30 protein-coding genes, 1 tRNA gene and 1 pseudogene are annotated in these 24,973 nt (G+C 70.6%); 25 read left to right on the top strand and 7 right to left on the bottom strand.

Annotated features, from left to right (window positions below; translation table 11 throughout):
• Positions 1-19 precede the first annotated feature (19 nt).
• The 10 genes from ACPCHZ_RS03380 (at position 20) to ACPCHZ_RS03335 (ending at position 8,441) form a co-directional block, all read left to right on the top strand.
• Positions 20-859, top strand: a complete 840-nt coding sequence (locus ACPCHZ_RS03380; protein WP_423483441.1) for a lysophospholipase — start codon at positions 20-22, stop codon at positions 857-859.
• Positions 856-1,854, top strand: coding sequence for a hypothetical protein (locus ACPCHZ_RS03375; protein ID WP_423483440.1), 999 nt, complete (start codon positions 856-858; stop codon positions 1,852-1,854). Before ACPCHZ_RS03380 ends, ACPCHZ_RS03375 begins: the two co-directional genes overlap by 4 nt.
• 94 nt (positions 1,855-1,948) lie before the next feature.
• Positions 1,949-2,698, top strand: coding sequence for a DUF2786 domain-containing protein (locus ACPCHZ_RS03370; protein ID WP_423483439.1), 750 nt, complete (start codon positions 1,949-1,951; stop codon positions 2,696-2,698).
• A complete protein-coding gene (locus ACPCHZ_RS03365) occupies positions 2,695-3,195 on the top strand; it encodes a TIGR04338 family metallohydrolase (protein ID WP_423483438.1) in 501 nt (166 codons plus the stop codon). Before ACPCHZ_RS03370 ends, ACPCHZ_RS03365 begins: the two co-directional genes overlap by 4 nt.
• Positions 3,196-3,238: 43 nt before the next feature.
• Positions 3,239-3,868: an O-methyltransferase gene (locus tag ACPCHZ_RS03360; RefSeq protein ID WP_423483793.1), complete on the top strand. Its 630-nt coding sequence runs from the start codon at positions 3,239-3,241 to the stop codon at positions 3,866-3,868.
• Positions 3,869-3,971: 103 nt separating this feature from the next.
• Positions 3,972-4,337: a hypothetical protein gene (locus ACPCHZ_RS03355; protein WP_364977612.1), complete on the top strand. Its 366-nt coding sequence runs from the start codon at positions 3,972-3,974 to the stop codon at positions 4,335-4,337.
• Positions 4,338-4,448: 111 nt separating this feature from the next.
• On the top strand, positions 4,449-4,847 hold the full coding sequence (locus tag ACPCHZ_RS03350) for an SRPBCC family protein (RefSeq protein WP_423483437.1): 399 nt from the start codon (positions 4,449-4,451) through the stop codon (positions 4,845-4,847).
• 89 nt (positions 4,848-4,936) lie between these two features.
• Positions 4,937-6,511: a S8 family peptidase gene (locus ACPCHZ_RS03345; RefSeq protein ID WP_423483436.1), complete on the top strand. Its 1,575-nt coding sequence runs from the start codon at positions 4,937-4,939 to the stop codon at positions 6,509-6,511.
• A gap of 74 nt (positions 6,512-6,585) precedes the next feature.
• Complete coding sequence (locus tag ACPCHZ_RS03340; RefSeq protein ID WP_423483435.1) at positions 6,586-7,101, top strand: hypothetical protein; 516 nt, start codon at positions 6,586-6,588, stop codon at positions 7,099-7,101.
• A 47-nt stretch (positions 7,102-7,148) separates the two neighbouring features.
• Entirely contained in the window at positions 7,149-8,441 is a 1,293-nt protein-coding gene (locus tag ACPCHZ_RS03335) for an HNH endonuclease signature motif containing protein (protein WP_423483434.1), read from the top strand.
• 52 nt (positions 8,442-8,493) lie between these two features.
• Here ACPCHZ_RS03335 and ACPCHZ_RS03330 read toward each other — a convergent pair whose 3' ends face one another.
• The gene (locus ACPCHZ_RS03330) at positions 8,494-9,057 is read right to left on the bottom strand and encodes a TetR/AcrR family transcriptional regulator (RefSeq protein ID WP_423483433.1); all 564 of its coding nucleotides are present in this window, start codon (positions 9,055-9,057) and stop codon (positions 8,494-8,496) included.
• Positions 9,058-9,147: 90 nt separating this feature from the next.
• On the opposite strand from ACPCHZ_RS03330, the gene ACPCHZ_RS03325 reads away from it, so the two are divergent.
• The 3 genes from ACPCHZ_RS03325 (at position 9,148) to ACPCHZ_RS03315 (ending at position 9,953) form a co-directional block, all read left to right on the top strand.
• Positions 9,148-9,306, top strand: a complete 159-nt coding sequence (locus tag ACPCHZ_RS03325; protein WP_423483432.1) for a nitroreductase family protein — start codon at positions 9,148-9,150, stop codon at positions 9,304-9,306.
• A gap of 9 nt (positions 9,307-9,315) precedes the next feature.
• Complete coding sequence (locus ACPCHZ_RS03320) at positions 9,316-9,831, top strand: nitroreductase family protein (RefSeq protein WP_423483431.1); 516 nt, start codon at positions 9,316-9,318, stop codon at positions 9,829-9,831.
• A gap of 60 nt (positions 9,832-9,891) precedes the next feature.
• Positions 9,892-9,953 (top strand) — tRNA-Thr (locus ACPCHZ_RS03315).
• Here the strand turns inward: ACPCHZ_RS03315 and ilvD are convergent.
• Positions 9,916-11,472 (bottom strand): annotated as a pseudogene (gene ilvD / locus ACPCHZ_RS03310) (dihydroxy-acid dehydratase); the annotation flags it as partial. The gene ACPCHZ_RS03315 and the pseudogene ilvD overlap by 38 nt on opposite strands.
• A 161-nt stretch (positions 11,473-11,633) precedes the next feature.
• Between ilvD and ACPCHZ_RS03305 the strand changes: the two are divergent.
• On the top strand, positions 11,634-12,248 hold the full coding sequence (locus ACPCHZ_RS03305) for a DUF305 domain-containing protein (protein WP_423483430.1): 615 nt from the start codon (positions 11,634-11,636) through the stop codon (positions 12,246-12,248).
• 5 nt (positions 12,249-12,253) lie between these two features.
• Positions 12,254-12,583, top strand: a complete 330-nt coding sequence (locus ACPCHZ_RS03300) for a metal-sensitive transcriptional regulator (protein ID WP_423483429.1) — start codon at positions 12,254-12,256, stop codon at positions 12,581-12,583.
• A 7-nt stretch (positions 12,584-12,590) separates the two neighbouring features.
• On the opposite strand, the gene ACPCHZ_RS03295 is transcribed toward ACPCHZ_RS03300, so the two are convergent.
• Positions 12,591-12,890 carry a thiamine-binding protein gene (locus ACPCHZ_RS03295; RefSeq protein ID WP_423483428.1) on the bottom strand — a complete coding sequence of 100 codons (300 nt, stop codon included), beginning with the start codon at positions 12,888-12,890 and terminating at the stop codon, positions 12,591-12,593.
• Positions 12,891-12,915: 25 nt separating this feature from the next.
• On the opposite strand from ACPCHZ_RS03295, the gene ACPCHZ_RS03290 reads away from it, so the two are divergent.
• Positions 12,916-13,431, top strand: coding sequence for a GNAT family N-acetyltransferase (locus ACPCHZ_RS03290; protein WP_423483427.1), 516 nt, complete (start codon positions 12,916-12,918; stop codon positions 13,429-13,431).
• On the opposite strand, the gene ACPCHZ_RS03285 is transcribed toward ACPCHZ_RS03290, so the two are convergent.
• Entirely contained in the window at positions 13,418-13,831 is a 414-nt protein-coding gene (locus tag ACPCHZ_RS03285) for a PPOX class F420-dependent oxidoreductase (RefSeq protein WP_423483426.1), read from the bottom strand. The genes ACPCHZ_RS03290 and ACPCHZ_RS03285 overlap by 14 nt on opposite strands.
• A 93-nt stretch (positions 13,832-13,924) precedes the next feature.
• On the opposite strand from ACPCHZ_RS03285, the gene ACPCHZ_RS03280 reads away from it, so the two are divergent.
• The 7 genes from ACPCHZ_RS03280 to ACPCHZ_RS03250 all read left to right on the top strand — a co-directional run bounded on the left by ACPCHZ_RS03280 (position 13,925) and on the right by ACPCHZ_RS03250 (position 20,530).
• A complete protein-coding gene (locus ACPCHZ_RS03280; RefSeq protein WP_423483425.1) occupies positions 13,925-15,283 on the top strand; it encodes an MFS transporter in 1,359 nt (452 codons plus the stop codon).
• A 3-nt stretch (positions 15,284-15,286) separates the two neighbouring features.
• Entirely contained in the window at positions 15,287-16,321 is a 1,035-nt protein-coding gene (locus ACPCHZ_RS03275) for a L,D-transpeptidase (RefSeq protein ID WP_423483424.1), read from the top strand.
• A 115-nt stretch (positions 16,322-16,436) separates the two neighbouring features.
• Positions 16,437-17,396 carry a DUF4129 domain-containing protein gene (locus ACPCHZ_RS03270; RefSeq protein WP_423483423.1) on the top strand — a complete coding sequence of 320 codons (960 nt, stop codon included), beginning with the start codon at positions 16,437-16,439 and terminating at the stop codon, positions 17,394-17,396.
• Positions 17,393-17,878 carry a hypothetical protein gene (locus ACPCHZ_RS03265; protein ID WP_423483422.1) on the top strand — a complete coding sequence of 162 codons (486 nt, stop codon included), beginning with the start codon at positions 17,393-17,395 and terminating at the stop codon, positions 17,876-17,878. The genes ACPCHZ_RS03270 and ACPCHZ_RS03265 overlap by 4 nt, the downstream gene beginning before the upstream one ends.
• Before the next feature lie 8 nt (positions 17,879-17,886).
• Positions 17,887-18,846 carry an AAA family ATPase gene (locus tag ACPCHZ_RS03260; protein ID WP_423483792.1) on the top strand — a complete coding sequence of 320 codons (960 nt, stop codon included), beginning with the start codon at positions 17,887-17,889 and terminating at the stop codon, positions 18,844-18,846.
• Positions 18,843-20,090 (top strand): DUF58 domain-containing protein, encoded by a 1,248-nt coding sequence (locus tag ACPCHZ_RS03255; RefSeq protein WP_423483421.1) that lies wholly within the window; start codon positions 18,843-18,845, stop codon positions 20,088-20,090. The genes ACPCHZ_RS03260 and ACPCHZ_RS03255 overlap by 4 nt, the downstream gene beginning before the upstream one ends.
• Positions 20,087-20,530, top strand: a complete 444-nt coding sequence (locus tag ACPCHZ_RS03250; RefSeq protein WP_423483420.1) for a hypothetical protein — start codon at positions 20,087-20,089, stop codon at positions 20,528-20,530. The genes ACPCHZ_RS03255 and ACPCHZ_RS03250 overlap by 4 nt, the downstream gene beginning before the upstream one ends.
• On the opposite strand, the gene ACPCHZ_RS03245 is transcribed toward ACPCHZ_RS03250, so the two are convergent.
• Together ACPCHZ_RS03245 and ACPCHZ_RS03240 are read right to left on the bottom strand one after the other, a co-directional pair.
• Positions 20,527-21,036: a GNAT family N-acetyltransferase gene (locus ACPCHZ_RS03245; RefSeq protein ID WP_423483419.1), complete on the bottom strand. Its 510-nt coding sequence runs from the start codon at positions 21,034-21,036 to the stop codon at positions 20,527-20,529. The two genes, ACPCHZ_RS03250 and ACPCHZ_RS03245, sit on opposite strands and share 4 nt — an antisense overlap.
• Positions 21,037-21,052: 16 nt before the next feature.
• Entirely contained in the window at positions 21,053-23,086 is a 2,034-nt protein-coding gene (locus ACPCHZ_RS03240) for a M13 family metallopeptidase (RefSeq protein WP_423483418.1), read from the bottom strand.
• On the opposite strand from ACPCHZ_RS03240, the gene ACPCHZ_RS03235 reads away from it, so the two are divergent.
• Positions 23,085-23,705: a hypothetical protein gene (locus tag ACPCHZ_RS03235; RefSeq protein ID WP_423483417.1), complete on the top strand. Its 621-nt coding sequence runs from the start codon at positions 23,085-23,087 to the stop codon at positions 23,703-23,705. The genes ACPCHZ_RS03240 and ACPCHZ_RS03235 overlap by 2 nt on opposite strands.
• Positions 23,702-24,391 carry a hypothetical protein gene (locus ACPCHZ_RS03230; RefSeq protein WP_423483416.1) on the top strand — a complete coding sequence of 230 codons (690 nt, stop codon included), beginning with the start codon at positions 23,702-23,704 and terminating at the stop codon, positions 24,389-24,391. Before ACPCHZ_RS03235 ends, ACPCHZ_RS03230 begins: the two co-directional genes overlap by 4 nt.
• Here the strand turns inward: ACPCHZ_RS03230 and ACPCHZ_RS03225 are convergent.
• Positions 24,388-24,963, bottom strand: coding sequence for a TetR/AcrR family transcriptional regulator (locus tag ACPCHZ_RS03225; RefSeq protein WP_423483415.1), 576 nt, complete (start codon positions 24,961-24,963; stop codon positions 24,388-24,390). The genes ACPCHZ_RS03230 and ACPCHZ_RS03225 overlap by 4 nt on opposite strands.
• Between the last annotated feature and the right edge of the window lie 10 nt (positions 24,964-24,973).

The raw sequence follows: 24,973 nt of genomic DNA, 5'->3' as shown, positions 1-24,973 counted from the left end.
CTCCCGTTACCCTCCGGTGGTGACCAGCACCCGCACCGAACGGAGCTTCGACGGCGTCGGCGGCGTCCGGATCGTCTACGACGTGTGGACGCCGGACACGGCGCCGCGGGGCGTGGTGCTGGTGTCCCACGGCTATGCCGAGCACGCCCGCCGCTACGACCACGTGGCGCAGCGCCTCGGCGAGGCCGGCCTCGTCGTCTACGCCCTCGACCACCGCGGACACGGCCGCTCCGGTGGGAAGCGCGTCTACCTGAAGGACATCTCCGAGTACGTCGACGACTTCCACAGCCTCGTCGGCATCGCCACGGCCGAGTACCCGGACCTCGAACGCATCGTGCTCGGCCACAGCATGGGCGGCGGCATCGTCTTCGCGTACGGCGTCGAACACCCCGCCGACTACTCGGCGATGGTGCTGTCCGGCCCTGCGGTCGACGCCCAGCGCACCGTCTCGCCGGTCATGGTCTTCGTCGCCAAGGCGCTGGGCCGCATCGCACCGGGCCTGCCGGTCGAACAGCTCGACGCCGACGCGGTGTCCCGGGACCCGGAGGTGGTGGCCGCCTACAAGGCCGACCCGTTGGTCTATCACGGCAAGCTGCCCGCAGGCATCGCCCGCGGGCTGTTCCGCGTCGGGGAGAGCATGCCGCGTCGGGCCGGCGCACTGACCAAGCCGCTGCTGGTGGTGCACGGTGAAAAAGACAGGCTGATCCCCGTCGAGGGCAGTCATCGGCTCGTCGAGTGCGTCGCCTCCGAAGACGTGCACCTGAAGGTCTACCCGGAGCTGTTCCACGAGGTCTTCAACGAGCCCGAGCAGGGGCTGGTCCTCGACGACGTCACCGCGTGGATCGAGACCCGGCTGTGAGGCGCGTGCTGGCCTGCCTGGCCGCGGTGCTGCTGCTGGCCGGCTGCTCCGGCGACGAGGGGACGGACGCCGGCACGGAAGCCGAACCCACGGGCTGGGTCGACGACGACGTCACCTTCACCGCCGACGGGCTGACCATCCACGGCACCTACCGCCACGAGCAGGACCGGACCGCGCCCGCCGCGCTGCTGATCTCCGAGAGCGGGCAGACCGACCGCAACGGCGACAACGCCGTCGCCGGGCCGGTCGGCAACATGCGCCAGCTGGCCGAATACCTGTCCGGCAAGGGCGTCGCGAGTCTGCGCTACGACAAGGTCGGCACCGGCAAGACCGGTCTCGGCCCCTACGCCGTGGCGCCCAAGGAGGTCGGCAGCGCCGTCTACAGCCGCGGCGCCGGAGCCGCCCTGCGCTACCTGGCCGACCAGCCCGGCACCGACGACGCCCGGCTGTCGGTCTGGGCACTCGGCGAGGGCGCCATCCACGCGATGGCGCTGGCGGGCGCGGCCGCGCCGAAGGTGCACTCGCTGGCCTTGTTCCAGCCGCTGCCCGGCCGCTACCTCGACATCATCACCGGCCGCGTCCGCGCGAACGGAAATCCCGCGGTGCTGACGACCTGGCTGGCCGCCGTCGAGGAGGCGCGCACCAAGCGCGTCGCGCCGCCGAATCTGCCGGAGGGGCTCAGCGCACTGCTCAACCCGAACAACGTCAAGGCCGTCGTCGAGGCCGACGCCATCGACCCGGTAGCGCTCGCCAAGCGCGTTCCCGCGGGCACGCCGGTGTTGTTGAGCTGCTCGGATGCCGACGGTCAGGCGCAGTGCGACGCCGAGCGTCCGCTGATCGACGCGCTGGCCCACACGGCGCTGACCGTGGTGGAACTCAAGGGCGTCAACCACGTGCTGCGCGACGACCCGACCGACAACGTCGCCAACTACGCCAACGGTGCTCCACTGGCTCCGCAGCTCGTCACCGCGCTGGACGGCTTCGTCGGTAAGTAGACTCGCCGGTGATGCCTGTGGATGAAAACCGCTCTGTGCACAACGGGTTCCAGCGCCCCCGGAATCGTCGCACCGGGTCCCTAACCTGACCGCCATGACAGACGACAAGATGCTGGCGCGCATCGCCGCACTGCTCCGCCAGGCCGAGGGCACCGACAACCCGCACGAGGCCGAGGCGTTCATGGCCGCCGCTCAGCGGCTGGCCACCGCGACGTCCATCGACCTGGCGGTGGCGCGCAGCCATGCGGACACCAAGACCAAGGCGCAGATGCCGGTGCAGCGCACCATCACCATCGGCAACGCGGGCGCGCGCGGGCTGCGCACCTACGTGCAGCTGTTCGTGGTGATCGCCGCCGCCAACGACGTGAAGTGCGACGTCGCGTCCAACTCGACGTTCGTCTACGCCTACGGCTTCGCCGAGGACATCGACACCACTCACGCGCTGTACGCGAGTCTGGTGATGCAGATGGTGCAGGCGTCGAACAACTACATCAACTCGGGCGCACACCGTCCGACGCCGACCATCACCGCGCGGCTGAACTTCCAACTGGCGTTCGGCGCGCGGATCGGCCAGCGACTGGCCGAGGCCCGCGACGAGGCACGGGCCGAGGCCACCAGCTCGCGCGACAGCCGCCCCGGCACCGCGATCGCGCTGCGCGACAAGGACATCGAGCTCAAGAGCTTCTACCGGGAGGCGTCCCAGGCGCGGGGCACCTGGCGGGCCACCAGCGCGACGGCCGGGTACTCGTCTGCAGCGAGGCGCGCCGGTGACCGGGCGGGACGACGGGCGCGGCTCGGACCGGGCACGGAATTCGCGGGCGCACGCACCGCCCTGGAGAAGTGACGCCCCGCGACACCCAGCGCGCGAAGGTGTACGCGGCCGAACAGTTCGTGCGGACGCTGTTCGACCGTGCAGCCGAGCGGAACAACCCCGTCGTCGAGTTCTTCGGCGCCCACCTGACGCTGCCTCCCGAGGGCCGCTTCGCGTCGGTCCCGTCGGTGCGGCGCTACGTCGACGACGTGCTTGCGCTGCCTGCCGTACGGGAACGCTGGCCGGCTGCGGGCGCGCTGTCGGTGCGGGCCCGCCGCGGCGCCACCGCCGCCCACTACGAGCGCACCGGCACGAGCGCCGTCATCGCGGTGCCCGAGCGGCAGAGCACCTGGGCGCTGCGGGAACTCGTGGTGCTGCACGAGATCGCCCACCACCTCTGCGACGCGGAGCCGCCGCACGGGCCGGAATTCGTCGCCACCTACTGCGCGCTCACCGAGGCCGTGATGGGTCCGGAGGTCGGCCATGTGCTGCGCGTCGTGTACGCCAACGAGGGGGTGCGGTTCGGCTAACGTGTGGCCGGTGAGCGAGCCGGATCCACGCGCGGTCGACGAGATGTTCACCGCGCTGCTGCACACCGAGGACGACGCGCTGATCGCGGCCAGGGACTCGGCGGCCGCGGCGAACATGCCGGCGATCGAGGTGTCGGCGCAGCACGGTGCGCTGCTGCGGCTGCTCACGTCGATTGCCAGGGCGCGCCGCGTCCTCGAGATCGGCACCCTCGCCGGCTACAGCACCATCAACCTCGCGCGGGGTGTCGGAGCTGGTGGCCGCGTCGTCACCCTCGAATTCGAAGCGGCGCACGCCGACGTGGCGCGGACCAATCTCGCCCGCGCCGGCGTCGCCGACCGGGTCGAGGTGATCGTCGGCGCCGCCCTGGACACCCTGCCCACCCTCGCCGACCGTGATGAGCCGTTCGACCTGGTGTTCATCGACGCCGACAAGGAGAACAACGTCGCCTACGTCGAGTGGGCGATCCGGCTCGGCCATCCGGGTTCGGTCATCGTGGTCGACAACGTCACCCGGATGGGCCGCGTGCTGGATCCGGCGCCCGACGACCGGCAGGCCCGCGCGGTGCGCGACGTGCTGGAGATGATCGGCAACCACCCGCGGCTGGACGCCGCCGCGATCCAGACGGTCGGCACCAAGAACTGGGACGGCTTCGCCGTCGCGGTGGTCGTCTAGCCGGCGGCGTCGCCGCGCGTCACGTCAGGGAGTGCAGAGAGGTCCGACGCACGCGCCTGCGCCGCCCGGTCCGGCACCGGCCTCGGCGCCTGGGAGCTGCACCGTGGCGCCACCCGGTCCGGCACCCGCATCGGCGCCAGGGACCTGCGCGGTCGCGCCACCCGGTCCCGCGCCCGCACCCGTGTCGGCGCCCGGCACCTGCGCGGTCGCACCGCCCGGCCCGGCTCCCGCACCCGGAGCCCCCGGAGCCCCCGGAGCCCCCGGCGCAGGCGCAGGCGCGCTGCTCGGCGTCATGGCGGGCGGCGCCACCGAGGTGGTGGTCGTCGTGGAGGTGGTGGAGCTCGTGGTGCTGCTCTCCGAGGACTCGCCGTCGCCGCCGCCACAGGCGGCGAGCAGTGCGCTCGCGGCGATGGCCGCGGCGCCGACGGTGACGGGAAAACGGCGGATGGTGCGCTGGGCGGGCATCTGAACTCGATTTCTGTCGGGGATCCTTGGACTGCGAGATCAGTACCCAGCTCGGCGCAAATCGAATCCGGTCCGCGATCGTTTAGCGCGACCGCCTCCAGGGCATCGCCACGGCATGAACCTCGCGCTGCGCAGCGGCATGCTTTCGGTGGACCGGGTGATCCGCGCGTCACCGGCCGCGGTCTGGTCGGTGCTGACCGACCTGAACCGCTGGCCGGAATGGGGCCCCACCGTCTCGGGTGCGGAGCTGCTCGACGCCGACGAACTCGGCCTCGGCGAGCGCGGCAAGGTATGGACCCCGGTCGGTGTCCCGCTGCCGTTCACCATCACCGAATTCGAACCGGGGCGCAGTTGGTCGTGGCAGGTGGCCGGCATCCCGGCGACCCGGCACACCGTCGTGCCGCACGACCGTGGCGCGCGGGCCAGCATGGCGGCGCCGGTGTGGGCGGGCGCCTACCTGCCGGTGCTGGCGATCGCGCTGCGCCGCATCGACCGGATGGTGGCCGCGCACTGACGAATTGCCCGTTCGCGCACACTTTGCGCACATCGGCTCTCCCGGCGAATTCCGGTGTCATGCTGGCGTGACCGACGCGGGGGTGGAACATGAGCGTAGTCACCGACGCACTCGAAGCGGCCACGACACCGAGGCCGCCCGGGAGTAGCGGCGCGCCTGCACGATTCGCCGTCGAGCTGCGCGACGACCAGCACGCGGACGATGTGTCCGCCACGGTGCGGGACACCTGCGCGGAACTGGCGGTGACCGTGTCGGTGCTGGACGCACCGGTGCTCGTGGTCGAGATGCCGGGCCGCACCTTCGACGGAGTGTCACCCGCGGCGGCGTTCTCGGCGGCCTACGTCCTCGCCGACGCCGTCGGCGCGCCCGCCGCCGAACCCGACCTGCCGACGGCGTTCTTCCCCGAGGTCGATCCCGCCGAACCGGTGCAGGAGAGCCTCGGTGGGGTGCCCGGGTGCAACGTGGCCACGGAGCCGGAACTGGCGGCGGACTGGGCGCTGGACACCATCCGGGCGAGGGAGGCGTGGGCGCTCTCGGAATCACTCGGTCGTCCGGCGGCAGGCGCGGGCATCGTCATCGCCCAGCCCGACACCGGGGTCTTCCCGCATCCCGAGCTCGAGGGTGTGGACCGCGCGGGCGGATTCGACACACTCGACGACGACAGCGATCCCACCGACCCGCTCGACGGCTTCAATCCCGGGCACGGCACCGGGACGGCGAGTGTCGTCGTCTCACCGAAGTCGCTCACGGTGATCGGCTCCGCACCCGCCGCGCGGCACATGCCGATCCGGGCCATCGAGAGCGTGATCCGGGTGACCCAGGTGTCGGTAGCGAAGGCCATCGACTGGGCGGTCCGCAACGACGCTCACGTCATCACCATGAGTCTCGGTGGCATACCGTCGTTCTCCTTGCACGCCGCGCTGCGGCGGGCGGTGGCCGACAACGTGATCGTGCTCGCTGCGGCGGGCAACTGCGTCCGGCAGGTGGTGTGGCCCGCGCGCTACGGCGAGTGCATCGCGGTGGCCGGCGTCAACGCCCGCGACGGACAGTGGCCGGGATCGTGCCGCGGTTCGGCGGTCGACATCTCCGCGCCGGCGCAGAACGTGTGGCGGGCGGCCCGTTCGGGTGGCGCCGAACAGGGTCAGGGCACCAGCTTCGCGGTCGCGATGACCGCCGGTGTGGCCGCGATGTGGCTCGCCCACCACGGCCGGGATGCGCTGATCGCCGAGGCGCAGGCCCGCGGCGAGACGTTGCAGGGAATGTTCATGCGGCTGGCCAAGGCGACGGCCCGGCGGCCGCAGGGGTGGAACTCCGGAGAGATGGGCGCGGGCATCGTGGACGCCGCGGCGCTTCTGGGCGCTGACCTCGGCCTCGGCGCCGGACTCGAGACCGTCACGCTCGCCCAGGGCGTGGCGCCCGCTCCTGCCGCGGGCAGCGTTGCGTCGCTGATCGCCGAGACGGTGGGCGCGGGGGCCGCCGATTCTGTCGACCTGCACCGGTTCGGGCCGGAGATCGCCACGGCCATCCTGAGCCGTGCTCTCGCGGCCGAGGACGGGCTGGAGTCGCCGCCGCCGGTCCGGGTGTCGGCGGAACTGGCTGCGGCCGTGCCTGATCCGGAGCTGTCCCGCTGGCTCGGCATCGACCGCCACACCGTCCCTGGCTGAGCCGCGACATCCGGTCTGAGGCGAAAAGCGCGCATTCAGCGACGAACGGCCGCTGCCATGTGTTATCGACGACTATGTCGAGAACCGCATCGGTCGCCGCCATCGTTGCCTGCGCGGCGCTACTGGCTTCGCCGGTGGCCCGTGCGGACCGCGTCGAACCGGTTCCGGCGTACGGGTTCTACGACGTTTTCATCGACTTCTCCAAGCAGACGTTCAACGGCGTGCCGACACCGATGGAGTCGAAGACGTTCTCGGTCGAGTTCACCACCCACTGCGACGTGAACGGGTGCGTCATGCGCATGGACAACAGCGGTGATCGGGCCCGTAATCCCGGCGCCCCAGCCCAATTCGAATATCGCTGGACCAACGATCGGTGGGAGACCAGTGGCCCGTATGCCTACCTTTGCGATCGCAACAACCCGAACAGCGTGGTGTCGTCGCAGCGCTCGGACTTCTGGATTCCCGGGTCAGACGGCAGTTTCCACGGCGAACGCACACTCGCCGTCGGGGGAGTCGGTTGCCCGGGTGAGGGGGCGGGCACGCACCGTGTGCCGATCACCATGACCCCCATCGACCCGCCGCCTGGGTAGGACGCACGAGGCGCTTACTTGTCGGACCCTTCTGCGATGATGGGGTCATGTCCTCGAGCGCAACGTCTTTCGCTCCTTCGGTGAGGCCGAAGGACCGGTTGGCGGAGCTGTTCGATGAGATCGCGGAGTTGTGCGGTCAGCGCAACGCGATCGACGGGCGGTTGGTGGAGATCGTCGCCGAGATCGACCGCGACGGGTTGTGGGGCATGACGGGCGCGCGGTCGGTGGCGGCGATGGTGGCGTGGAAGACCGGCTCGTCACCGAGGAACGCTGACATCGTCACCGCCGTCGCGCAGCGGTGGGAGGAATTGCCGCGCTGCACCCAACTCCTGCGTGAGGGTCGGGTGTCACTCGATCAGGTCGGGGTGATCGCCGAGAAGGCCGGGCCGGGCTCTGATGCGCACTACGCCCAGTTGGTCACCGCAGCGACGGTGAACCAGTTGCGCACCGCGATCAAGCTCGAACCCCCACCCCAACCGGAGCCGAAAGCCGACCCCAAGCCTGAACCCGTACCGTCGTTCAGCAAGTCCACCGACGACAAGGGCACCTGCTACCGGATCTGGCTGCCGCACCTGGAGGCGGCGAAGCTCGACGCCGCGGTGGCGTCGCATCTGGACGGGATGGTCGCCGACTGGAAACGCGACCACGCCGACGGCGAGGCCGACGGCGACGACCACACCGACACCGATGCCGCATCCGAGCACACGCCACCGATGCCCACGACGGTCGATGCGTTCCTGAGTCTCGTGGACGCCGGCTGGGACAGCGAGGTGGCGCGGCGCCCGCACGGACACCGCACCACCGTGATCGCCCACGTGGACGTCAAGGAACAGGTGGCTTCTTTGCATCTGGGTCCGGTGTTGACCGACGCCGAGCGCCGCTTCCTGTTGTGCGACGCCACCTTCGAGGTGTGGCTGGAACGCCACGGGCAGCCCATCGGCTCCGGACGGGAGACCCGCCAGATCAGCCGCCGGCTACGCCGGGCCCTGGAACATCGTGACCGCTGCTGCGTGGTCCCCGGATGCGGAGCCACTCGCGGATTGCACGCCCATCACATCCGGCACTGGGAGGACGGCGGGCTCACCGAACTGGACAACCTCGTCCTGGTGTGCCCGTATCACCACCGGATGCATCACCGGGGCGGCATCACCATCACCGGACCCGCCGACCGCCTGATCGTCACCGACAGGGACGGAAGGCAATTGAGTTCGGCATCGCTGGCCCGACCCCCGACGAAACCCCCACCCGATGTACCACCATGTCCCGGGCCCACCGGCGAACGCGCCGACTGGTGGTGGTACTCACCATTCGAACCACAGCCACCACCGTCGATCAACTAGCGGCAATCCGCTCGCGAGGATGGCCAGCCGCTGTGCCGTCTCCGGCGGCGACTCAGCGCAGGGCGGCGTCGAGCAATGTCTCGGCCGCCAAGCGTCCATAGTCAGCGCGTCCGGGATCGTCGAAGACCATGGCCCGTCCCGCGACGCCGTCGGCGAGGATCGCCAATTGCTCGGCCAGCTGGTCGGGAGCGTTGGCACCCAGTTCCACCAACAGCTCGGCGATCCGAGAGGTGAACTGCTGCTTGCGTTCCCGCGTGTAGGCGTGCGGCAGGCTCTGCGGGTCGGGAAACTCGGTCGCGGCCGCGGTGAACGGGCAACCGCGCACCGGTCCGTCGCCCCGGTAGACGCGGAACAACGCCATGATCCGCTCATGCGCCGGCAGGTTGTCGCGGTCGAGCATGCTCTCCATCGTCAGCCCGGCGTCGGACAGGTGTCGCAGATAGGCGACTACGAGATCCTCCTTGGCCGGGAAGTGGGCGTAGAGGGTGCGTTTGGACACCGGTGCCTCGGCCGCGATCTGTTCCATGGTCGTCCCGGTGATTCCCCGCGCCTCGAACAGTGTGGTGGCGGCGGCCAGGATGCGCTCTCTGCCGCCGCGGCCGCGGGCACTGTCCATGGCCGAAGTATACGCATGCGTTTACATCAAGGCAGATGGCCGGTACGCTCAGCGCCGAAGTAAACGATGCCGTGTACCTGGAGGAGTTCGATGTCGTCGACGACTGTGCTGACCGAATCCGTCGATCGCGTGATCCGCAGCCGGCGAGCCACCCGCGCATTCCGGTCGGACGAAGTGTCCCGCGACACGATGCGGGCCGTGTTCGAGCTGGCCGGCCACGCCCCGTCGAACTCGAACACCCAACCGTAGCGAGTGGAGGTGGTCAGCGGACCTGCGCGGGATCGCCTCGCGGACGCACTCGTCGCGGCCCACGCTGCCGGAGAGCAATCCGTCGACTTCCCGTACCGGGACGGCCTATTCGACGGGGACCTGGCGACCCGCCGCGCGCAGTTCGGCGCGCAGCTCTACGCAGCGCTGGGCATCGCCCGCGACGACACCGATCTGCTCGACGGGTACAACACCAAGAGCCTGCGCTTCTATGGCGCACCGCACGTCGCCATGTTGTTCGCCCCGGCCCAGACCGAGGCCCGCATCGCCGCCGATATGGGCATCTACGCCCAGACGCTGCTGCTGGCGATGGCCGCTCATGGCATCGCCTCCTGCCCGCAGGCGTTGCTCACCTTCTACGCCGACACCGTCCGGGCCCAGCTGGGAGTGACCGACCGGAAGCTCCTGCTGGGCGTCTCATTCGGGTACGCCGACGACTCGGCGCCGGTCAACACCGTCCGGGTGCCCCGGGCCGCGCTGGTGGAGACGACCCGCTTCCACCGCTGAGAGGCGGTCGACGGCGAACTAGCTGCAGACGGCGCCCGTGGCCGCCGAGCCGACCAGCTTGGTGTACTTGGCCAGCACGCCGGTCTTGTACACCGGGGGCAGCGGTTCGAATCCCGCCTTGCGCGACTCGAACTCGTCTTTGTCGACCAGCAGGTCGAGCGTGCCCTTCGCGACGTCGAGGCGGATCCGGTCGCCGTCCCTGACGAAGGCGATCGGCCCTGCGTCGACGGCCTCGGGTGCGATGTGCCCGACACACAGGCCCGTCGTGCCGCCGGAGAACCGGCCGTCGGTCATCAGCAGCACGTCCTTGCCCAAACCCGCGCCCTTGATCGCGCCGGTGATGGCCAGCATCTCGCGCATCCCCGGCCCGCCCTTGGGACCTTCGTAACGGATGACGACCACGTCGCCGTGGGTGATGGTGCCGTCTTCCAGCGCGTCGAGTGCGGCCCGCTCACGCTCGAAAACCCTTGCGGTGCCCTCGAACACGTCAGAATCGAAGCCCGCTGACTTCACCACCGCGCCCTCGGGCGCCAACGACCCGTGCAGGATCGTGATTCCGCCGGTCGGGTGGATCGGGTTGTTCATCGCCCGCAGCACCTTGCCGTCGGGGTCGGGCGGCTCGATGTGCGCGAGGTTCTCGGCCATGGTCCGGCCCGTCACCGTGAGGCAGTCGCCGTGCAGCAGGCCGGCGTCCAGCAGCGCCTTCATCACGACGGGCACGCCGCCGATCTCGTCGACGTGCTTCATCACGTGCCGGCCGAACGGCTTCACGTCGGCGAGGTGCGGCACCCGCTGCCCGACGCGGGTGAAGTCCTCCAGCGAGAGCTTCACGTTGGCCTCCCACGCGATGGCCAGCAGGTGCAGCACGGCGTTGGTGGAGCCGCCGAAGGCCATCACCACGGCGATCGCGTTCTCGAACGCCTCCTTGGTGAGGATGTCGCGGGCCGTGATCCCGCGCCGCAGCATCTCGACCACCGCCTCGCCCGACTTGCGCGCGTACTCGTCGCGCCGCTTGTCGATCGCCACCGGCGACGCGCTGCCCGGCAACGACAGGCCCAGCGCCTCGGCGGCCGACGCCATGGTGTTGGCGGTGTACATGCCGCCGCATGCGCCCTCACCCGGACAGATGGCGCGCTCGATGATGTCGACGTCCTCGCGCGACATCAGCCCGCGGGCGCACGCCCCGACCGCCTCGAAGGCGTCGATGATCGTGACTTCCTTCTCGGTGCCGTCGGTCATCCTGGCGACGCCGGGCATGATCGAGCCGTTGTAGAGGAACACGTTCGCCAGGTCGAGCCGCGCGGCGGCCATCAGCATGCCGGGGATCGACTTGTCGCAGCCGGCCAGCAGCACCGTGCCGTCGAGCCGCTCGGCCTGCACCACGGTCTCGACGCTGTCGGCGATCACCTCGCGGGAGACCAGCGAGAAGTGCATGCCCTCGTGGCCCATCGAGATGCCGTCGGACACCGAGATGGTGCCGAACTCCAGCGGATAACCGCCCCCGGCGTGCACGCCACCCTTGACCGCCTGTGCCAGCCGCTGCAGCGACATGTTGCACGGGGTGATCTCGTTCCATGACGAGCCGACGCCGATCTGCGGTTTGGCCCAGTCGTCGTCGCCCATGCCTACGGCGCGCAGCATCCCGCGGGCGGCGGTCTTCTCGAGGCCGTCGGTGACGTCGCGGCTGCGCGGCTTGATGTCGATGGCATCTGACTCTGAGGGCATCCGTCGATTATGCGCCTGGCGTTTCACCCGGCCAAACCGTTATCGATACCCCCATGGGGTACCTGTACGGTGGTGTCATGACGAACTTCTCCGCTCGCGGCGCCGCCATCCTGGCCGCCCTCGCCACGGCCCTGTTCCTGACCTCGTGTACCAGCCAAGAGTCCGGCAACGCCGCCGAGGGCGGCACAGACCACCAGCAGAGCGAGACCCAGGACAGCGCCCGACAGGCGGCGCACAACCCTGATGACGTGGCTTTCGCGACGCAGATGATGCCGCACCACAAGCAGGCACTAGAGCTCACCGACCTGGCGCGCGACCGGTCCACGGACCCCGCGCTGCTCGAACTGGCCGCCGGGATCGCCGCCGTCCAGGGCCCGGAGATGGGACAGCTGGCGGACATGCTGCGCGGCTGGGGCGAGAACCCCGATGCCGACATGGGTCACGGCGCCCACTCCTCGATGCCCGGCATGGTCGACGACGCCGCGCTGTCGCGGTTGCGCTCGCTCAGCGGCGAGGAATTCGACACACTGTGGCTGGAGTCGATGATCGGCCACCACCAGGGCGCGGTCGAGATGGCCAAGGCCGAGCTGGCCAACGGTCAGGACGCAGGCGCAAAGGAGATGGCGCAGCACATCGTGGACACGCAGCAGGCAGAGATCGACCAGATGAAGCAGATGCTGGGAGGCGGCTAGACACGATGGACAAGGACGTCACTGTTGGCACTGACAGCGTCGAAACCACGGGCGCGCACGGCTATTCGGGTCAGAAGGACAACTATGCGAAGCGGCTGCGACGGATCGAGGGTCAGGTCAGGGGCATCGCGAAGATGATCGACGAGGACAAGTACTGCATCGACGTCCTCACCCAGATCAGCGCCGTCAACAGCGCCCTGCAGTCGGTGGCGCTCGGCCTGCTCGACGAGCACCTCGGCCACTGCGTCACCCAGGCGGTGGCCGAGGGTGGCGAGGAGGCCGACGCGAAACTCGCCGAGGCCTCAGCGGCCATCGCCCGGCTGGTCCGCTCCTAGCGGCCCGTCAGGATCCGAGCTCGCGTTCCAGGCGCTCGACCTTCGCGGTCAGCTGGCCGCTGAAGCCGGGCCGGATGTCCGCCTTGAGCACCAGGCTCACCCTGGGCGCCACCGCGGCGACGGCCTCGACCGCCCGCTTGACGACCGCCATCACCTCGTCCCACTCGCCTTCGATGTTGGTGAACATGGCGTTCGTCTCGTTCGGCAGCCCCGACGCCCGCACCACCCGGATCGCCTCGGCCACCGCCTCCCGCACGCCCCCGGACTCGTCACCGCCGGACGGACTCACACTGAACGCCACGATCATCGGCTCAGCCTGACACACTGCTGACGTGATCGACGTCGTGCTGATGCCCGCCACGGTGGAGCACCTCACCGCCCTGCGTGCCGACCGCAACGCCTTCGGCGAGCTGCTGGGCGCTGACGTCCCCGAAGGCTGGCCCGAGTTCCCGGAGTCGGTCGAGTTCACCATCGACAAGCTGACCGAGCACCCGCACCAGGCGGACTGGTGGATGCACTTCTTCCTCGCCGACAACGGCGCGCTCCTCGTCGGCTCCGGTGGTTTCGTCGGGCCGCCGCAGAACGGTGTGGTCGAGATCGGCTACGAGATCGCCCCCGAATTTCGCGGACGGGGCCTGGCGACGGCGGCCGCCCGGGCGATGATCGGCAAGGCGAAGGCCAGCAGCAACCGGCTCTCCACGATCGTCGCCCATACGCTGCCCGACCACAACGCCTCGACCAGCGTGCTACGCCGGCTGGGCTTCACCCATGCCGGTGAGATCGACGACCCCGAGGAGGGCACCGTCTGGCGGTGGGAGCTGCCGGTAGATCCCGCTACTGCTTTGTGAAGCCGGTCGGCCGCACCACCAGGATCACCCGGTCCTGCGCATCGGCGGGTGGCTCGGTCAACGGGCCGCTGTACCGGTCGTTGAGGTGCAGGTAGAACGCCCCGGTCGGGTCCGGCACGATCTCCTCGACCACGCCGCGCACCTCGAGATAGCGATAGGGGTTGTTCGGATCGCTGATCGACATCGCCACCACGGGCTGCGCGGCGATGTTGCGGTACTTCTGCCGTTTCGTGGTGTGGGTGAACCGCAGCAGTTCCCCGTCCCAGGCGAACCACATTGGATTGACCTGCGGCGTCCCGTCCGGACGCACCGTCGCGAGGTGGCCGTACAGCGGTAGATCGAGCAGGTGCTCGTAACCGTCGGGAACTTCGACCTTCGGTGTCGCGTCGAAACTGACCATCACGATCCTCTCTCGATTGGGCGGCGATCCGTCACCTCGGCAATTCGCGCCGCGGTTGCGGTATTCCCGCTCACTACCGTGACCCACGCTGCCATGACCGTCGACATCCGCCACCCACGGCCCACCCTCACGTGGACGCCCCGCACCGCCGCTGCGCTGGCGGTGCTGGCCGCGGCTGCCTTCGTCTACGTCACCGCCGAGATCGTGCCTATCGCCGCGCTGCCTGCGATCGCGGCTGATCTCGACGTCAGCGCCGCGCTCGTCGGCACCCTGCTCGCCGGGTATGCGTTGGTCGCCGCCGTGGCCACGGTGCCGCTGGTGCGATGGACGGCGCACTGGCCCCGGCGACGGACGCTGCTGGTCACACTGGTGTGTCTGGTGGCGTCGCAGGTCGTCTCGGCGATGGCGCCGAATTTCGCGGTGCTCGCGGGCGGGCGGATGCTCTGCGCGCTCACCCACGGGCTGATGTGGTCGGTGATCGCCCCCATCGGCGCCAGGCTGGTGCCCGCCGATCACGCCGGGCGGGCGACCGCGGCGGTGTACACCGGCACCGGCCTCGCGCTGGTGGTGGGCAACCCGCTGACCGCGGCGATGAGCGAGCTGTGGGGCTGGCGGGTGGCGGTCCTTGCGGTCGCCGCCGCTGCGCTGGCGGTCCTGCTCGGCGCGCGCGCCATCCTGCCCGCGATGCCGTCCGTCGCGGCCCCCGCCGGCCGGTCCAGCCGACGTGATGCCGGCGGCCGGTCCGGTGCGCTGTCGGCGCTGACGCTGGTCGGCGTCACCGGGCATTTCATCTCCTACACCTTCATCGTCGTGATCCTGCGTGACGTGATCGGACTGCGAGGTCCGCAGCTGGCGTGGCTGCTGGCCGCCTTCGGCGTCGCCGGCCTGCTGGCGATGGCGGCGACGGCGCGCGCGGGCGACCGCAATCCCCGTGCCGCGGTGCTGTGCGGTCTGACCCTGCTGGCCGCGGCGTTCGGGGTGCTGGCCTGGACGGCGGCCGACGGCCGCGCGGCGCTGGTCGGCGTCGTCGCCGTCCTGGTGTGGGGCGCCACGTCGACAGCGCTGCCCCCGATGCTGCAGGCGGCGGTCATCCGCAGCGCGCCTGAGAACCCCGACGCCGCGTCCGGCCGTTACGTCGCGGCGTTCCAGGTGGGCATCATGGCCGGCGCACTGGCCGCCGGAGTGCTCTACGAGTGGGCCGGGCCTGCCGGTCTGCTGACCGCGTCGGCGGTGCTGATCGGGGCCGCGCTGGTGGGCGTTCTCGCTGTTCGCGACCTGTTCGGCGTTCCCTCGGCCACTGCCGGGGGTAACGCTGGGAACGTTCTCAGCGATCAACATCGCAGTTCAGCGAGTCGGCCGCCGGCCGACGCCGCGGACGAGCCGCCCCGCGAGGCGGTAGCTGGTCCCTGCGCTGTGCGAGACTGGTTCCGAGCTTTGTGCAATTGGAGGTGACGCATGCGGCAGCGAACCGTGCGGAAATTGGTGACCGCGATCTTCGCGGGAACCCTCGTGGGATCAATGGCGCTGGCAGCGCCCTCGGCGACGGCGCAACCCGCCCCACCGCCACCGCCGCCGCCCGCCCCCGTGGTGCCCTTCGCACCGCCGCCACCGGCGGCGCCGTTCGGGGCGCCCCCGCCTCCGGCTCCGGCGCCCAACCCGTTCGCCCCGCCGCCACCGGCGGCCAATCCGTTCGCGCCGCCTGCGGCCGATCCGCTGGCCGGGCCGCCGCTGCCGATTCCCGAGGGCACCCCGGCGGGCCAGAATCCCACGCCCTTCAGAGGGCAGGCGCCGTTCCTGCCGCCGTCGTTCAACCCGACCAACGGGTCGATCGCAGGCGCCGCCAAGCCGATCTACATCAACTTCCAGCGGCCGATCGCGAACCGCCAGATGGCTCAGGACGCGGTGCACATCTCGTCGAACCCGCCGGTTCCCGGCCGGTTCTACTGGACCAGTGACACCCAGCTGCGCTGGCGTCCGCAGGACTTCTGGCCGGCGGGCACCACCGTGAACATCGACGCCGCAGGCACGAAGTCGTCCTTCACCGTGCCCGAGCAGCTGGTCGCGACGGTCGACAACGCCAGCAAGACCATGACCATCGTGCGCAACGGCGAGGTGGAGAAGGAGTTCCCGATCTCCATGGGCAAGCGCGGCTACGAGACCAAGAACGGCACGTACTACGTGCTGGAGAAGTTCGCCGACATCGTGATGGACTCGTCCACTTACGGCGTGCCGGTCACCGACGACGAGGGCTACAAGCTGAAGGTGCAGGACGCCGTCCGGATCGACAACAGCGGCATCTTCGTGCACAGCGCCCCCTGGTCGGTCGGATCGCAGGGCAAGGAGAACGTCAGCCACGGCTGCATCAACCTCAGCCCCGCCAACGCTCAGTGGTTCTACGACAACTTCGGCAGCGGCGACCCGGTCGTCATCAAGGGCTCGACAGGGTCCTACACCCAGCCCGACGGTGCGTCGGACTGGCAGATGTTCTGATCCGCTGCCCAGCGGGTAGCCCACCCACTTCACCGGCGGGCGGTACGCCAGCCGTGCCACGATGGGACCAGGCCGATGGCCGCCCCGGACGTCGGTACACAGCCGAGGGTGGGCCATGCCCGGTGACGACAAGGCGGTGGCACGCACGGTCACGGTGATCGTGCTCGTCATGCTCGCTACCGTCGCGCTGCGCGGACACCTGCCCGGTGCGCAACGCGCCGAGGCTGAAGCCGTCGAAGCCGAGACCGCAACCGGCGGGGCGGGCACGCTGGTCGCCGTCATCGCGATGCTCGCGCTGTCGATGGCCGTCATCGCGATCGCGATCGTCAACCAGACCCGTCGCCCCGCTGCCGCGGCACTTCCCGTCGGCGCTCTGCGCGATGCCCGCGGAGAGGGCGGCAGGCCGCCGTGGCGGTTGCTGGCGATCGCCGCGGCGGGTCTGCTGGTGTGGCTGCTGGTGGTGCTGTTGTTGATGCGCTGGGGCAATCAGCTGGCGGTCGACGACGTGCCGGTTCCGTCGGACACCGAACCCGCTGCGGCGCCCGACGTCGTTCCACCTGCCGAGCCGCCGGAACCACCCGACGGCGAGGGCACGCCCGGCGGCAACGTCTTCGGGTATCTGATGGCCGCGACCATCGCCCTGTTCGTGCTGTCGTTCGCCGCGACGATCGTCGGACGCAGGAAGGTGAGCGCCGTCGCGCCGTCCCCGGCCGGTGCCGTCGCGCCGCCGGAACCGGCGCCGGCCGGCCCGGACCTCGCACGGGCCGCCGAACTCGGGCTGGCCGAGATCGGCGACCACACTCGCGACCCGCGCGAGGCGATCATCGCCTGCTACGTGGCGATGGAACGCGAACTCGAGAAGTCGCCGGGCACGGTCCCGCAGGCGTCGGACACCCCGTCGGAGGTGCTCGCCCGCGCCGTCCGCAGCCACGCCCTGCGCGCCGAGAGCGCAACCGAACTGGTCGACCTGTTCGAGGAGGCGCGGTTCAGCCCGCACGAGATGGGGGAGGGGCACCGGACCGCCGCGGTGCGCGCGCTGCGACTGGTGCGCGACGAACTCGAGGCGGCGCGATGACGAGGCTGGTCTCCGTCGGTGTGACGCTGGTGGTCGTGGTCGAACTGTTCGCGATCGCCAGGCTCGACCGCACCGACGTGCTTGTGGTGTCCGGCGTCGCGGTCGCCGCCGTGCTGCTGGCCGTCCGCTGGCACCTCACGCGCGGCGCCGCCGGCGTGGCCGACGAACCCGCCCACGACGACACCGGGGCGTCGCTGCGGCGGTGGCACGCCCGTACCGAGACGATGATCTCGTGGTCGGAGACCACCCGCACCGACTGGGACCGGCGGCTGCGCCCGATGCTGGCGCGGCAGTTCGAGCTGGCCAGCGGGCAACGAAGACTGAAGAGCCCGAACGCCTTCCGCGCCACCGGTGAAATGCTCTTCGGCGCGGAGCTGTGGCCATGGGTGGATCCGGAGAACATCTCGCGGACCGGCAGCAGCGAACCGGGCCCCGGCCGCGACACCCTCAACGACATCCTGCAACGTCTGGAGCAGATATGACGGCCGAGATGGGGATGCCGGTGGCGACCACCAGCGCCCACTGCGACGCGGTGCTCGACCAGATCGGCAAGGCGGTGGTGGGCAAGCGCAGGGCGCTCACCCTCATCCTCACCACCGTGCTCGCCCGCGGCCACGTCCTCGTCGAGGATCTGCCGGGGCTCGGAAAGACGCTCATCGCAAGGTCTTTCGCCGCCGCGCTCGGGCTCGAGTTCACCCGGGTGCAGTTCACCCCCGACCTGCTGCCCGCCGACCTGCTGGGCTCGACGATCTACGACATGCAGTCGGGCCGCTTCGAGTTCCGCCGCGGACCGGTGTTCACCAACCTGCTGCTCGGCGACGAGATCAACCGCACGCCGCCCAAGACGCAGGCCGCGCTGCTGGAGGCGATGGCCGAGCGGCAGGTCAGCATCGACGGCGTCACCCATCCGCTGCCCGCGCCGTTCCTGGTGCTGGCCACCGACAATCCGATCGAGTACGAGGGCACCTATCCGCTGCCGGAGGCCCAACTCGACCGGTTCGCCATCCGCCTGGAACTGAAATACCTGTCCGAACAGGAGGAGGCCACGATGTTGCGCCGCCGCCTCGACCGCGGATCCGAGCCCCCGATCGTTGGTCAGGTGGTCGACGCCCACGACCTGTTGGCCATGCAGGAGTCGGTCGAGCAGGTGACCGTGCACGACGACGTGCTGCAGTACGTGGTGTCGCTGGCCACCGCCAGCCGCCAGCACCCGCAGGTCGCCGTCGGCGCCAGCCCGCGCGCCGAACTCGACCTGGTGCAGCTGGCACGGGCCCGGGCGCTGCTGCTCGGCCGGGACTACGTCGTGCCCGAGGACGTCAAGGCGCTGGCCGTGCCCGCGATGGCGCACCGGATCAGCCTGCGGCCCGAGATGTGGGTGCGGCGGGTGCAGGGCTCCGACGTCGTCGAGGAACTGCTGCGACGGCTGCCGGTGCCGCGGGCCGCCCGGTGACGACGCCGGATCACCGTGCGACCGTCGAGTTGCGTTGGCGCGCATCGCCGCTGACCCGCGCCGCAGCGACGTGCGCCGCGGCGGCGATCGTCGGGGCGCTGCTCGTCGGGCGGTGGGATCTGGTCGCGTTCGCGGCGCCGCTGCTCGGGGTGGTGTGCTCGCTGTCGTGGCAGCGGCCGCCCCCAGCCGTCGAGGTGTCGGGCAGGCCGGGGATGCAGCGCTGCTTCGAGTCCGAGTCGGTGACCGTTGCGCTGTGGGCGGCCGCCGACGACGGCAGCGCGGTCGACATCGCCTGCGCCGCAGTGCCCGGCATGGATCTCGAGGTCGTGGACACCGGTCCGCCGTTGACCGTCACGGCCGAGGCCGCGCGGTGGGGTCGCTACCCGGTGCGGGCCGAGGTGCGGGTGACCGCCCGCGGCGGCCTGCTGGAGGGCACCGGCACCGTCGACGCCGTCGAGGTCTGCGTGTTCCCGGTGGCGCCGCCGCAGACCACCCCGATCCCGCGCACCGACCTGCTGGACCGGCTGGGCACCCACCTGACCCGGCACACCGGCCCGGGCGTCGAGTACGCCGACATCCGGCCCTACGTCCCCGGCGATCAACTGCGGACGGTGAACTGGCCGGTCAGCGCGCGGCGCGGGGCGCTGCACGTCACCGAGCGGCTCACCGATCGGGCGGCCGACGTGGTGGTGCTGATCGACACGTATGCCCAGCCGCCGGGACCGGCGACCGCGGCCACCGAGCGGATGGCGCGTGGCGCTGCGCAGGTAGTGCAGAGCGCGCTGCGCTACGGCGACCGGGCCGGTCTGGTGGCGCTGGGCAATCGCGACACCCGTTGGCTCGGCGCCGACATCGGTCAGCGGCAGTTCTACCGGATCCTGGACACGATGCTCGGCGCCGTCGGCGGTTTCGAGCGGGCCGGGGGGACGCTGGCACCCAGACCGGCGGTGCCTGCGGGGGCGATCGTGATCGCGTTCTCGACGCTACTCGAGACGGAGTTCGCGCTGGCGCTCATCGATCTGCGCAAGCGCGGCCACCCCGTGGTCGCCGTCGACGTGCTCGAGGGATCTCCGATCGAGGGCGCCCAGGATCCGCTGGTCGACCGGATGTGGGCGTTGCAGCGCTCGTTCATGTACCGCGACATGGGCACCATCGGCGTCGACGTCGTGGCCTGGCCCAGCACCGGCACCCTCGACCAGGCGATGATGCTCATCCCCGACCGCAGGACCGGGATGCGGAAATGACGGATCCGGCGCAGCGAGCGGTGAAGCTGTTGCTGCCCAGCGCATTCGGGGTGCTGATGGTGGCCGCCGCGGCGTACCGTGCCGACGGGGGCGCACTCGTCTCGGCGGCTGCCGCATTGTCCGCGGTGGCGATCGCGGCGTGGTGGCGCCCAGCCGCGACCGTGGCGGTGCTGCTCACGGTGGGCACCCTGCTGCTGGCCGCGCCGTCGCCGATGTACACCGCGCTCGCGGGTCTTGCCGCGGCCGCGTACCTGGTGTTGCGGCACGGCGAGGGCCGGGCCGCCGCGGCGACGGTGATCGGCGCCGTCGGGTTCGGGGTGGCCGCAGCGGTCGCCGTGCTGCTACCCGTGCAGCTGTCGTGGCTGCCGCTGGCCGCTCCGCTGGTGCTGCTCGCCGGCTACCTGCTGGCGGTCAGGCCGTACGTCGGCGGAGTGCGTTAGCGGCCCTCGAACTTCGACAGGTACAGCCACGTCGGGCGGTAGCCGCGTCGCTGATAGAGCCGGATCGCGTCCTCATTGCCCGAAAGCACACCGAGGACGATGTCTTTGACGCCCTGCTCGTGCAGGCGGCGCTCCAGCGCGTCGAGCAGTTGCGATCCGAGGCCTGTGCCCCGGTAGGCCGGCAGCACACTGAGCGACTCGATCTCGCCGATGCGCTCACCGGTGCGCCACGTGTCGGCGACCCACGTGTCGCCCACCGCCATCACATGCGCCAGCCCGTATCCGACCAACTCGCCGTCGACCGACGCCAGCAGCAACACCGTGTCGGGTTTGGCCAGCAGCCCGGCATACACGCCCCGGCGCTCACTCCACGACGCGTCGTCGTCCACGTAGGGAGCGAGCTCCGGCATCGACTCGACGTGCCGGTGGTGCACAGCGAGCCACAACGGCGCCAACGACTCCAGATCGTCGGCCGACCCGGACCGCACCTGCCAGGCGTCGGTCATCGCCCGTGCGGCGGTTCTAGTTCCAGATCCGCACGCGCCGTTCGGGTTCCAGGTACAGGGCGTCGTTCTCCGACACGTCGAACGCCTCGTAGAAGGCGTCCATGTTGCGGATCACGCCGTTGCACCGGAACTCCGGCGGTGAATGCGGGTCGACGGCCAGCCGCCGGATCGCCTCGGCCGAGCGCGATTTCGTGCGCCACACCTGCGCCCAGCCGAAGAACACCCGCTGCTCGCCGGTCAACCCGTCGATCACCGGCGCCTGCTCGCCGTTGCGGGACAGCCGGTACGCCAGCAGGGCGATCGACAGACCGCCGAGGTCGCCGATGTTCTCTCCCACGGTGAACGCACCGTTGACATGGTGTCCGTTGGACAGTTCGCGGGGCACGAACTCCTCGTACTGCTCGATCAGCGCCTTGGTGCGGGCGCCGAACTCCGTGCGGTCGGCGTCGGTCCACCAGTCGACGAGGTTGCCGTCACCGTCGTACTTGGCGCCCTGATCGTCGAAGCCGTGCCCGATCTCGTGACCGATGACCGCGCCGATGCCGCCGTAGTTCGCCGCGTCGTCGGCATCGGCGTCGGCGTCGAAGAACGGTGGCTGCAGAATGGCTGCGGGGAAGACGATCTCGTTCATCCCGGGGTTGTAGTAGGCGTTGACCGTCTGCGGCGTCATGAACCACTCGTCGCGGTCCACCGGGCCGCCGAGCTTGGCCAGCTCGCGGTCGTAGCCCACCTCGTAGCCGCGCCGGTAGTTGCCGTACAGGTCGTCGCGCCGGATGACCAGCGCCGAGTAGTCCCGCCAGTTCTTCGGGTATCCGATCTTCGGCGTGAACTTGTCGAGCTTGACCAGCGCCTTGCGCCGGGTCTCCGGCGTCATCCAGTCCAGCTCGTCGATGCTGACGCGGTAGGCCTCCCGCAGGTTGGCCACCAGCTCGTCCATCCGGGCCTTGGCCTCCGGCGGGAAATACCGCTCGACGTAGAGCTTGCCCAGCGCGTCGCCCATCAGGCTCTCCACCACCGACACCGCCCGCTTCCAGCGGTCACGGATCGCCTCGGTGCCCGACAGCGTTCGCCCGTAGAAGGCGAAGTTCTCGGCGACCAGCGCGTCGGTCAGCAGGAACGCCCTGGCGTGGATGACCCGCCAGCGCGCCCACGCCTTCCAGTCCTCCAGCGACTCGCTCGACCATGCGGCCGCGAACGCGGTCAGGTAGTCGGGCTGGCGCACCACGACCTCGGCGGACTTCTCGACCGAACCGCCCAGCGCGACCAGCCAGCCGGCCCAGTCGAAGCCGGGCGCCTCCTCGGGCAGGTCGGCGAACCGGCGCAGGTTGTAGGTCAGGTCGGCGTCGCGGCGCTTGACGACGTCCCAGTGTGCCGCCGCCAGTTTCGTCTCCAGCGCCACGATGCGCTCCGCCGTCGCCGCGTGGTCGTCGGCGGTGCCGCCGTGCACGAGGGCGAGCATCGCCGCGATGTGCCGCGGATAGCCGGCCAGGATCTCGGCGTGCTGCTCGTCGCGGTAGTACGACTCGTCGGGCAGCCCGAGGCCGGACTGGCTCAGGTGCAGCAGGTAGCGGGTCGAGTTCTTGGAGTCGGTGTCGACGTAACCGCCGGTGCCGCCGCCGACCCCGGTGCGCTGCAGCGCGCCCAGCACCGCGGCCAGCGCGTCGGGGCTGTCGGCGGCGTCGATGGCGGCCAGCTCCTCGAGCAGCGGGGCGACGCCCACCCGCTCGACGGTCTCCCCGTCGAGGAAGCTCGCGTACAGGTCGCCGATGCGCTGCTCGTCGGTTCCGTCCTGCGCGTCGGACTCCGCCGCCTCGGTGATCAGGTCGCGGATCTGCTCCTCCGCGCGGTCGTGCAGCAGGCGGAACGCACCGTCGGTGGCGCGGTCGGCGGGGATCTCGTACTCGGTCAGCCAGCGCCCGTTGACGTGACCGAAGAGGTCATCCTGGGGGCGGGCTGAGGGGTCGACGTGGGTCAGGTCGATGCCTGACCGGATTGCTTCTACCGTCACCCCGACATTCTTCCAGAACCCGCCCGGTACCCTCACGGCCATGCCCGACGACCCCTCCGACGAGCCCGCCGACACGCCCGCCGACGAGGTCGAACAGTCCGGCGGGACGTTCACCGCGTTCGGGGTGGCGTCGATGGCGCTGGGGGCGGTGGCCGTCGCGGCGGTGCTGCTGGCCGCGATGATCTGGTCGGGCCACCGCGACGACGTCGACGAGCGCCGCTACCAGACGCAGGTGCTGCAGGCCGCCGCCGAGTGGGCGAGCGTGCTGGTCAACATGAACAAGGACAACGTCGCGGGCAACATGGCGCGGCTGCACGAGAACACCATCGGCGAACTCAACGCCGACTTCGACTCGGCGGTGCAGCCGTACCGGCAATTGGTGCAGACGCTGCAGTCACGCACCACCGGCCAGGTCGACTCGGTGTCCATCGAGACGCTGCACCACGCCACCGGGCCCGACGGCGCCCCGGCTCCGCCGCCGCCACCCAACCCGCAGCTGTCGGCGTTCGCCTCCCGCACCGACACGGTGCTGGTGGTCGCCACGTCGATCAGCGAGAACGCCGCCGGCGAGGAGCCCCGCACGGTGCGCTGGACGCTGCGGCTGGACGTCTCCGACGTGGACGGCAAGCTGATGATCTCGCGGCTGGAGCCGATCCGATGAGGAACCTCCTGCGGGTACTGGCCGTCGACGTACTGGCGCCGGCCGCCGCGATCGCCGCGCTGATCTACATCGGTGTCGCGCTGGCCTGGCCGTCGTGGTGGGTGTCGGTGTGCTCGGTGCTGTGCCTGCTGATCGTGCAGGGCGTGGTCGTCGACTTCGTGCTGGCCCGCCGCGACGGGGTGACCGTCGGCACCGACGACGACGGGCCGGGTCTCCGGCTGGCGGTCGTCGGCGTGGCCACCGCCGCGCTGTGCGCCGCCGTGCTGGTCGGCTACCTGCGATGGACCACGCCCGACCGTGACTTCGACGCCGATTCCGACGAGGTGGTGGGCATCGCCAGCAGCGTGTCGGAGGCGACCGCCACGTTCACCCCGCAGAGCCCCACGGCGTCGATCGACCGCGCCGCCGAGATGATGTCACCCGAGCGTGCCGAGGCGTTCAAGACCGAGTTCGCCGGGGTGGCCAAGCAGCTGACGAGCCGCAACGTCTCCGCGCAGGCCACCACGGTGTCGGCGGGCGTCGAGGCGATGGGCCCGGCGCTGGCCAGCGTGGCCGTGGTGCTGCGCGGCACCCAGAGTGTGCCGGGCAAGCCGGTCGACACCGCGGTGCTGGCGCTGCGCGTCACGCTGAGCAAGACCGACACCCGGTGGCAGGTCGAGGACGTCGTCCCGATCCACTCCCGCTAGCGGTCGAGCCTGCCTGCCACGGCGCCCACTTCGCGGACGACGTCCATGGCGATCTCTTCGAACGACCGCTCTTCGCCCTCGGCGATCCAGTGTGCGAACGCGATGCCGAACGCCATGACGGCGATCTGGGCCGCCACGTCCGCCGCCATGCCGTCGACGCCCCGATCGCGGAGCGCACCGCCGAGCGCCTGCCCGAGGCCGACGAGCTTGAGCGCCTCGCGTTCTCGTAGGGCGGGGTTGTCGTCGATGACGGACTGGCGCACGCGGGAGTGCGGCCGGCGGTCGTCGTCGAAGAAGCTCGACGAGGCCCGCAGCGCGCTGACCGCCAACTCGACGGGTGCGGCGTCGGGGGGTGCGTCGTTGAGTCCCGCCAGGAAGGCGTCGGTCAACGCCTGCTGGCCGTGGAAGAGCACTTCGCGCTTGTCGCTGAAGTGTCGGAAGAAGGTGCGCTCGGTGAGGCCGACGGCCTGGGCGATCTCGGTGGCGGTGGTCTGCTCGTAGCCACGGGCGGCGAACAATTCGAGTGCGGAGTCCTGCAGCCGCTCCCGAGTTCCCGGCACCCACCTGGCCATGGGGAGCAGT

This window comes from Mycobacterium sp. NPDC050041 (assembly GCF_049541695.1).
Classification (GTDB): Bacteria; Actinomycetota; Actinomycetes; order Mycobacteriales; family Mycobacteriaceae; genus Mycobacterium.
This window is presented reverse-complemented; position numbering and strand designations above follow the sequence as displayed.

What these genes read in the sequence shown, in the direction of transcription:
- ACPCHZ_RS03350 (WP_423483437.1), top strand. Translation starts at nt 4,449, where the DNA reads ATGAACCTCGCGCTGCGCAGCGGCATGCTTTCGGTGGACCGGGTGATC.
- ACPCHZ_RS03230 (WP_423483416.1), top strand. Translation starts at nt 23,702, where the DNA reads ATGAGGAACCTCCTGCGGGTACTGGCCGTCGACGTACTGGCGCCGGCC.
- ACPCHZ_RS03285 (WP_423483426.1), bottom strand. Translation starts at nt 13,831, where the DNA reads ATGGTCAGTTTCGACGCGACACCGAAGGTCGAAGTTCCCGACGGTTAC.
- ACPCHZ_RS03345 (WP_423483436.1), top strand. Translation starts at nt 4,937, where the DNA reads ATGAGCGTAGTCACCGACGCACTCGAAGCGGCCACGACACCGAGGCCG.
- ACPCHZ_RS03245 (WP_423483419.1), bottom strand. Translation starts at nt 21,036, where the DNA reads ATGACCGACGCCTGGCAGGTGCGGTCCGGGTCGGCCGACGATCTGGAG.
- ACPCHZ_RS03280 (WP_423483425.1), top strand. Translation starts at nt 13,925, where the DNA reads ATGACCGTCGACATCCGCCACCCACGGCCCACCCTCACGTGGACGCCC.
- ACPCHZ_RS03265 (WP_423483422.1), top strand. Translation starts at nt 17,393, where the DNA reads ATGACGAGGCTGGTCTCCGTCGGTGTGACGCTGGTGGTCGTGGTCGAA.
- ACPCHZ_RS03250 (WP_423483420.1), top strand. Translation starts at nt 20,087, where the DNA reads ATGACGGATCCGGCGCAGCGAGCGGTGAAGCTGTTGCTGCCCAGCGCA.
- ACPCHZ_RS03270 (WP_423483423.1), top strand. Translation starts at nt 16,437, where the DNA reads ATGCCCGGTGACGACAAGGCGGTGGCACGCACGGTCACGGTGATCGTG.
- ACPCHZ_RS03340 (WP_423483435.1), top strand. Translation starts at nt 6,586, where the DNA reads ATGTCGAGAACCGCATCGGTCGCCGCCATCGTTGCCTGCGCGGCGCTA.
- ACPCHZ_RS03370 (WP_423483439.1), top strand. Translation starts at nt 1,949, where the DNA reads ATGACAGACGACAAGATGCTGGCGCGCATCGCCGCACTGCTCCGCCAG.
- ACPCHZ_RS03305 (WP_423483430.1), top strand. Translation starts at nt 11,634, where the DNA reads ATGACGAACTTCTCCGCTCGCGGCGCCGCCATCCTGGCCGCCCTCGCC.
- ACPCHZ_RS03275 (WP_423483424.1), top strand. Translation starts at nt 15,287, where the DNA reads ATGCGGCAGCGAACCGTGCGGAAATTGGTGACCGCGATCTTCGCGGGA.
- ACPCHZ_RS03360 (WP_423483793.1), top strand. Translation starts at nt 3,239, where the DNA reads ATGTTCACCGCGCTGCTGCACACCGAGGACGACGCGCTGATCGCGGCC.
- ACPCHZ_RS03330 (WP_423483433.1), bottom strand. Translation starts at nt 9,057, where the DNA reads ATGGACAGTGCCCGCGGCCGCGGCGGCAGAGAGCGCATCCTGGCCGCC.
- ACPCHZ_RS03295 (WP_423483428.1), bottom strand. Translation starts at nt 12,890, where the DNA reads ATGATCGTGGCGTTCAGTGTGAGTCCGTCCGGCGGTGACGAGTCCGGG.
- ACPCHZ_RS03325 (WP_423483432.1), top strand. Translation starts at nt 9,148, where the DNA reads ATGTCGTCGACGACTGTGCTGACCGAATCCGTCGATCGCGTGATCCGC.
- ACPCHZ_RS03240 (WP_423483418.1), bottom strand. Translation starts at nt 23,086, where the DNA reads ATGGCCGTGAGGGTACCGGGCGGGTTCTGGAAGAATGTCGGGGTGACG.
- ACPCHZ_RS03225 (WP_423483415.1), bottom strand. Translation starts at nt 24,963, where the DNA reads ATGGCCAGGTGGGTGCCGGGAACTCGGGAGCGGCTGCAGGACTCCGCA.
- ACPCHZ_RS03300 (WP_423483429.1), top strand. Translation starts at nt 12,254, where the DNA reads ATGGACAAGGACGTCACTGTTGGCACTGACAGCGTCGAAACCACGGGC.
- ACPCHZ_RS03260 (WP_423483792.1), top strand. Translation starts at nt 17,887, where the DNA reads ATGGGGATGCCGGTGGCGACCACCAGCGCCCACTGCGACGCGGTGCTC.
- ACPCHZ_RS03235 (WP_423483417.1), top strand. Translation starts at nt 23,085, where the DNA reads ATGCCCGACGACCCCTCCGACGAGCCCGCCGACACGCCCGCCGACGAG.
- ACPCHZ_RS03335 (WP_423483434.1), top strand. Translation starts at nt 7,149, where the DNA reads ATGTCCTCGAGCGCAACGTCTTTCGCTCCTTCGGTGAGGCCGAAGGAC.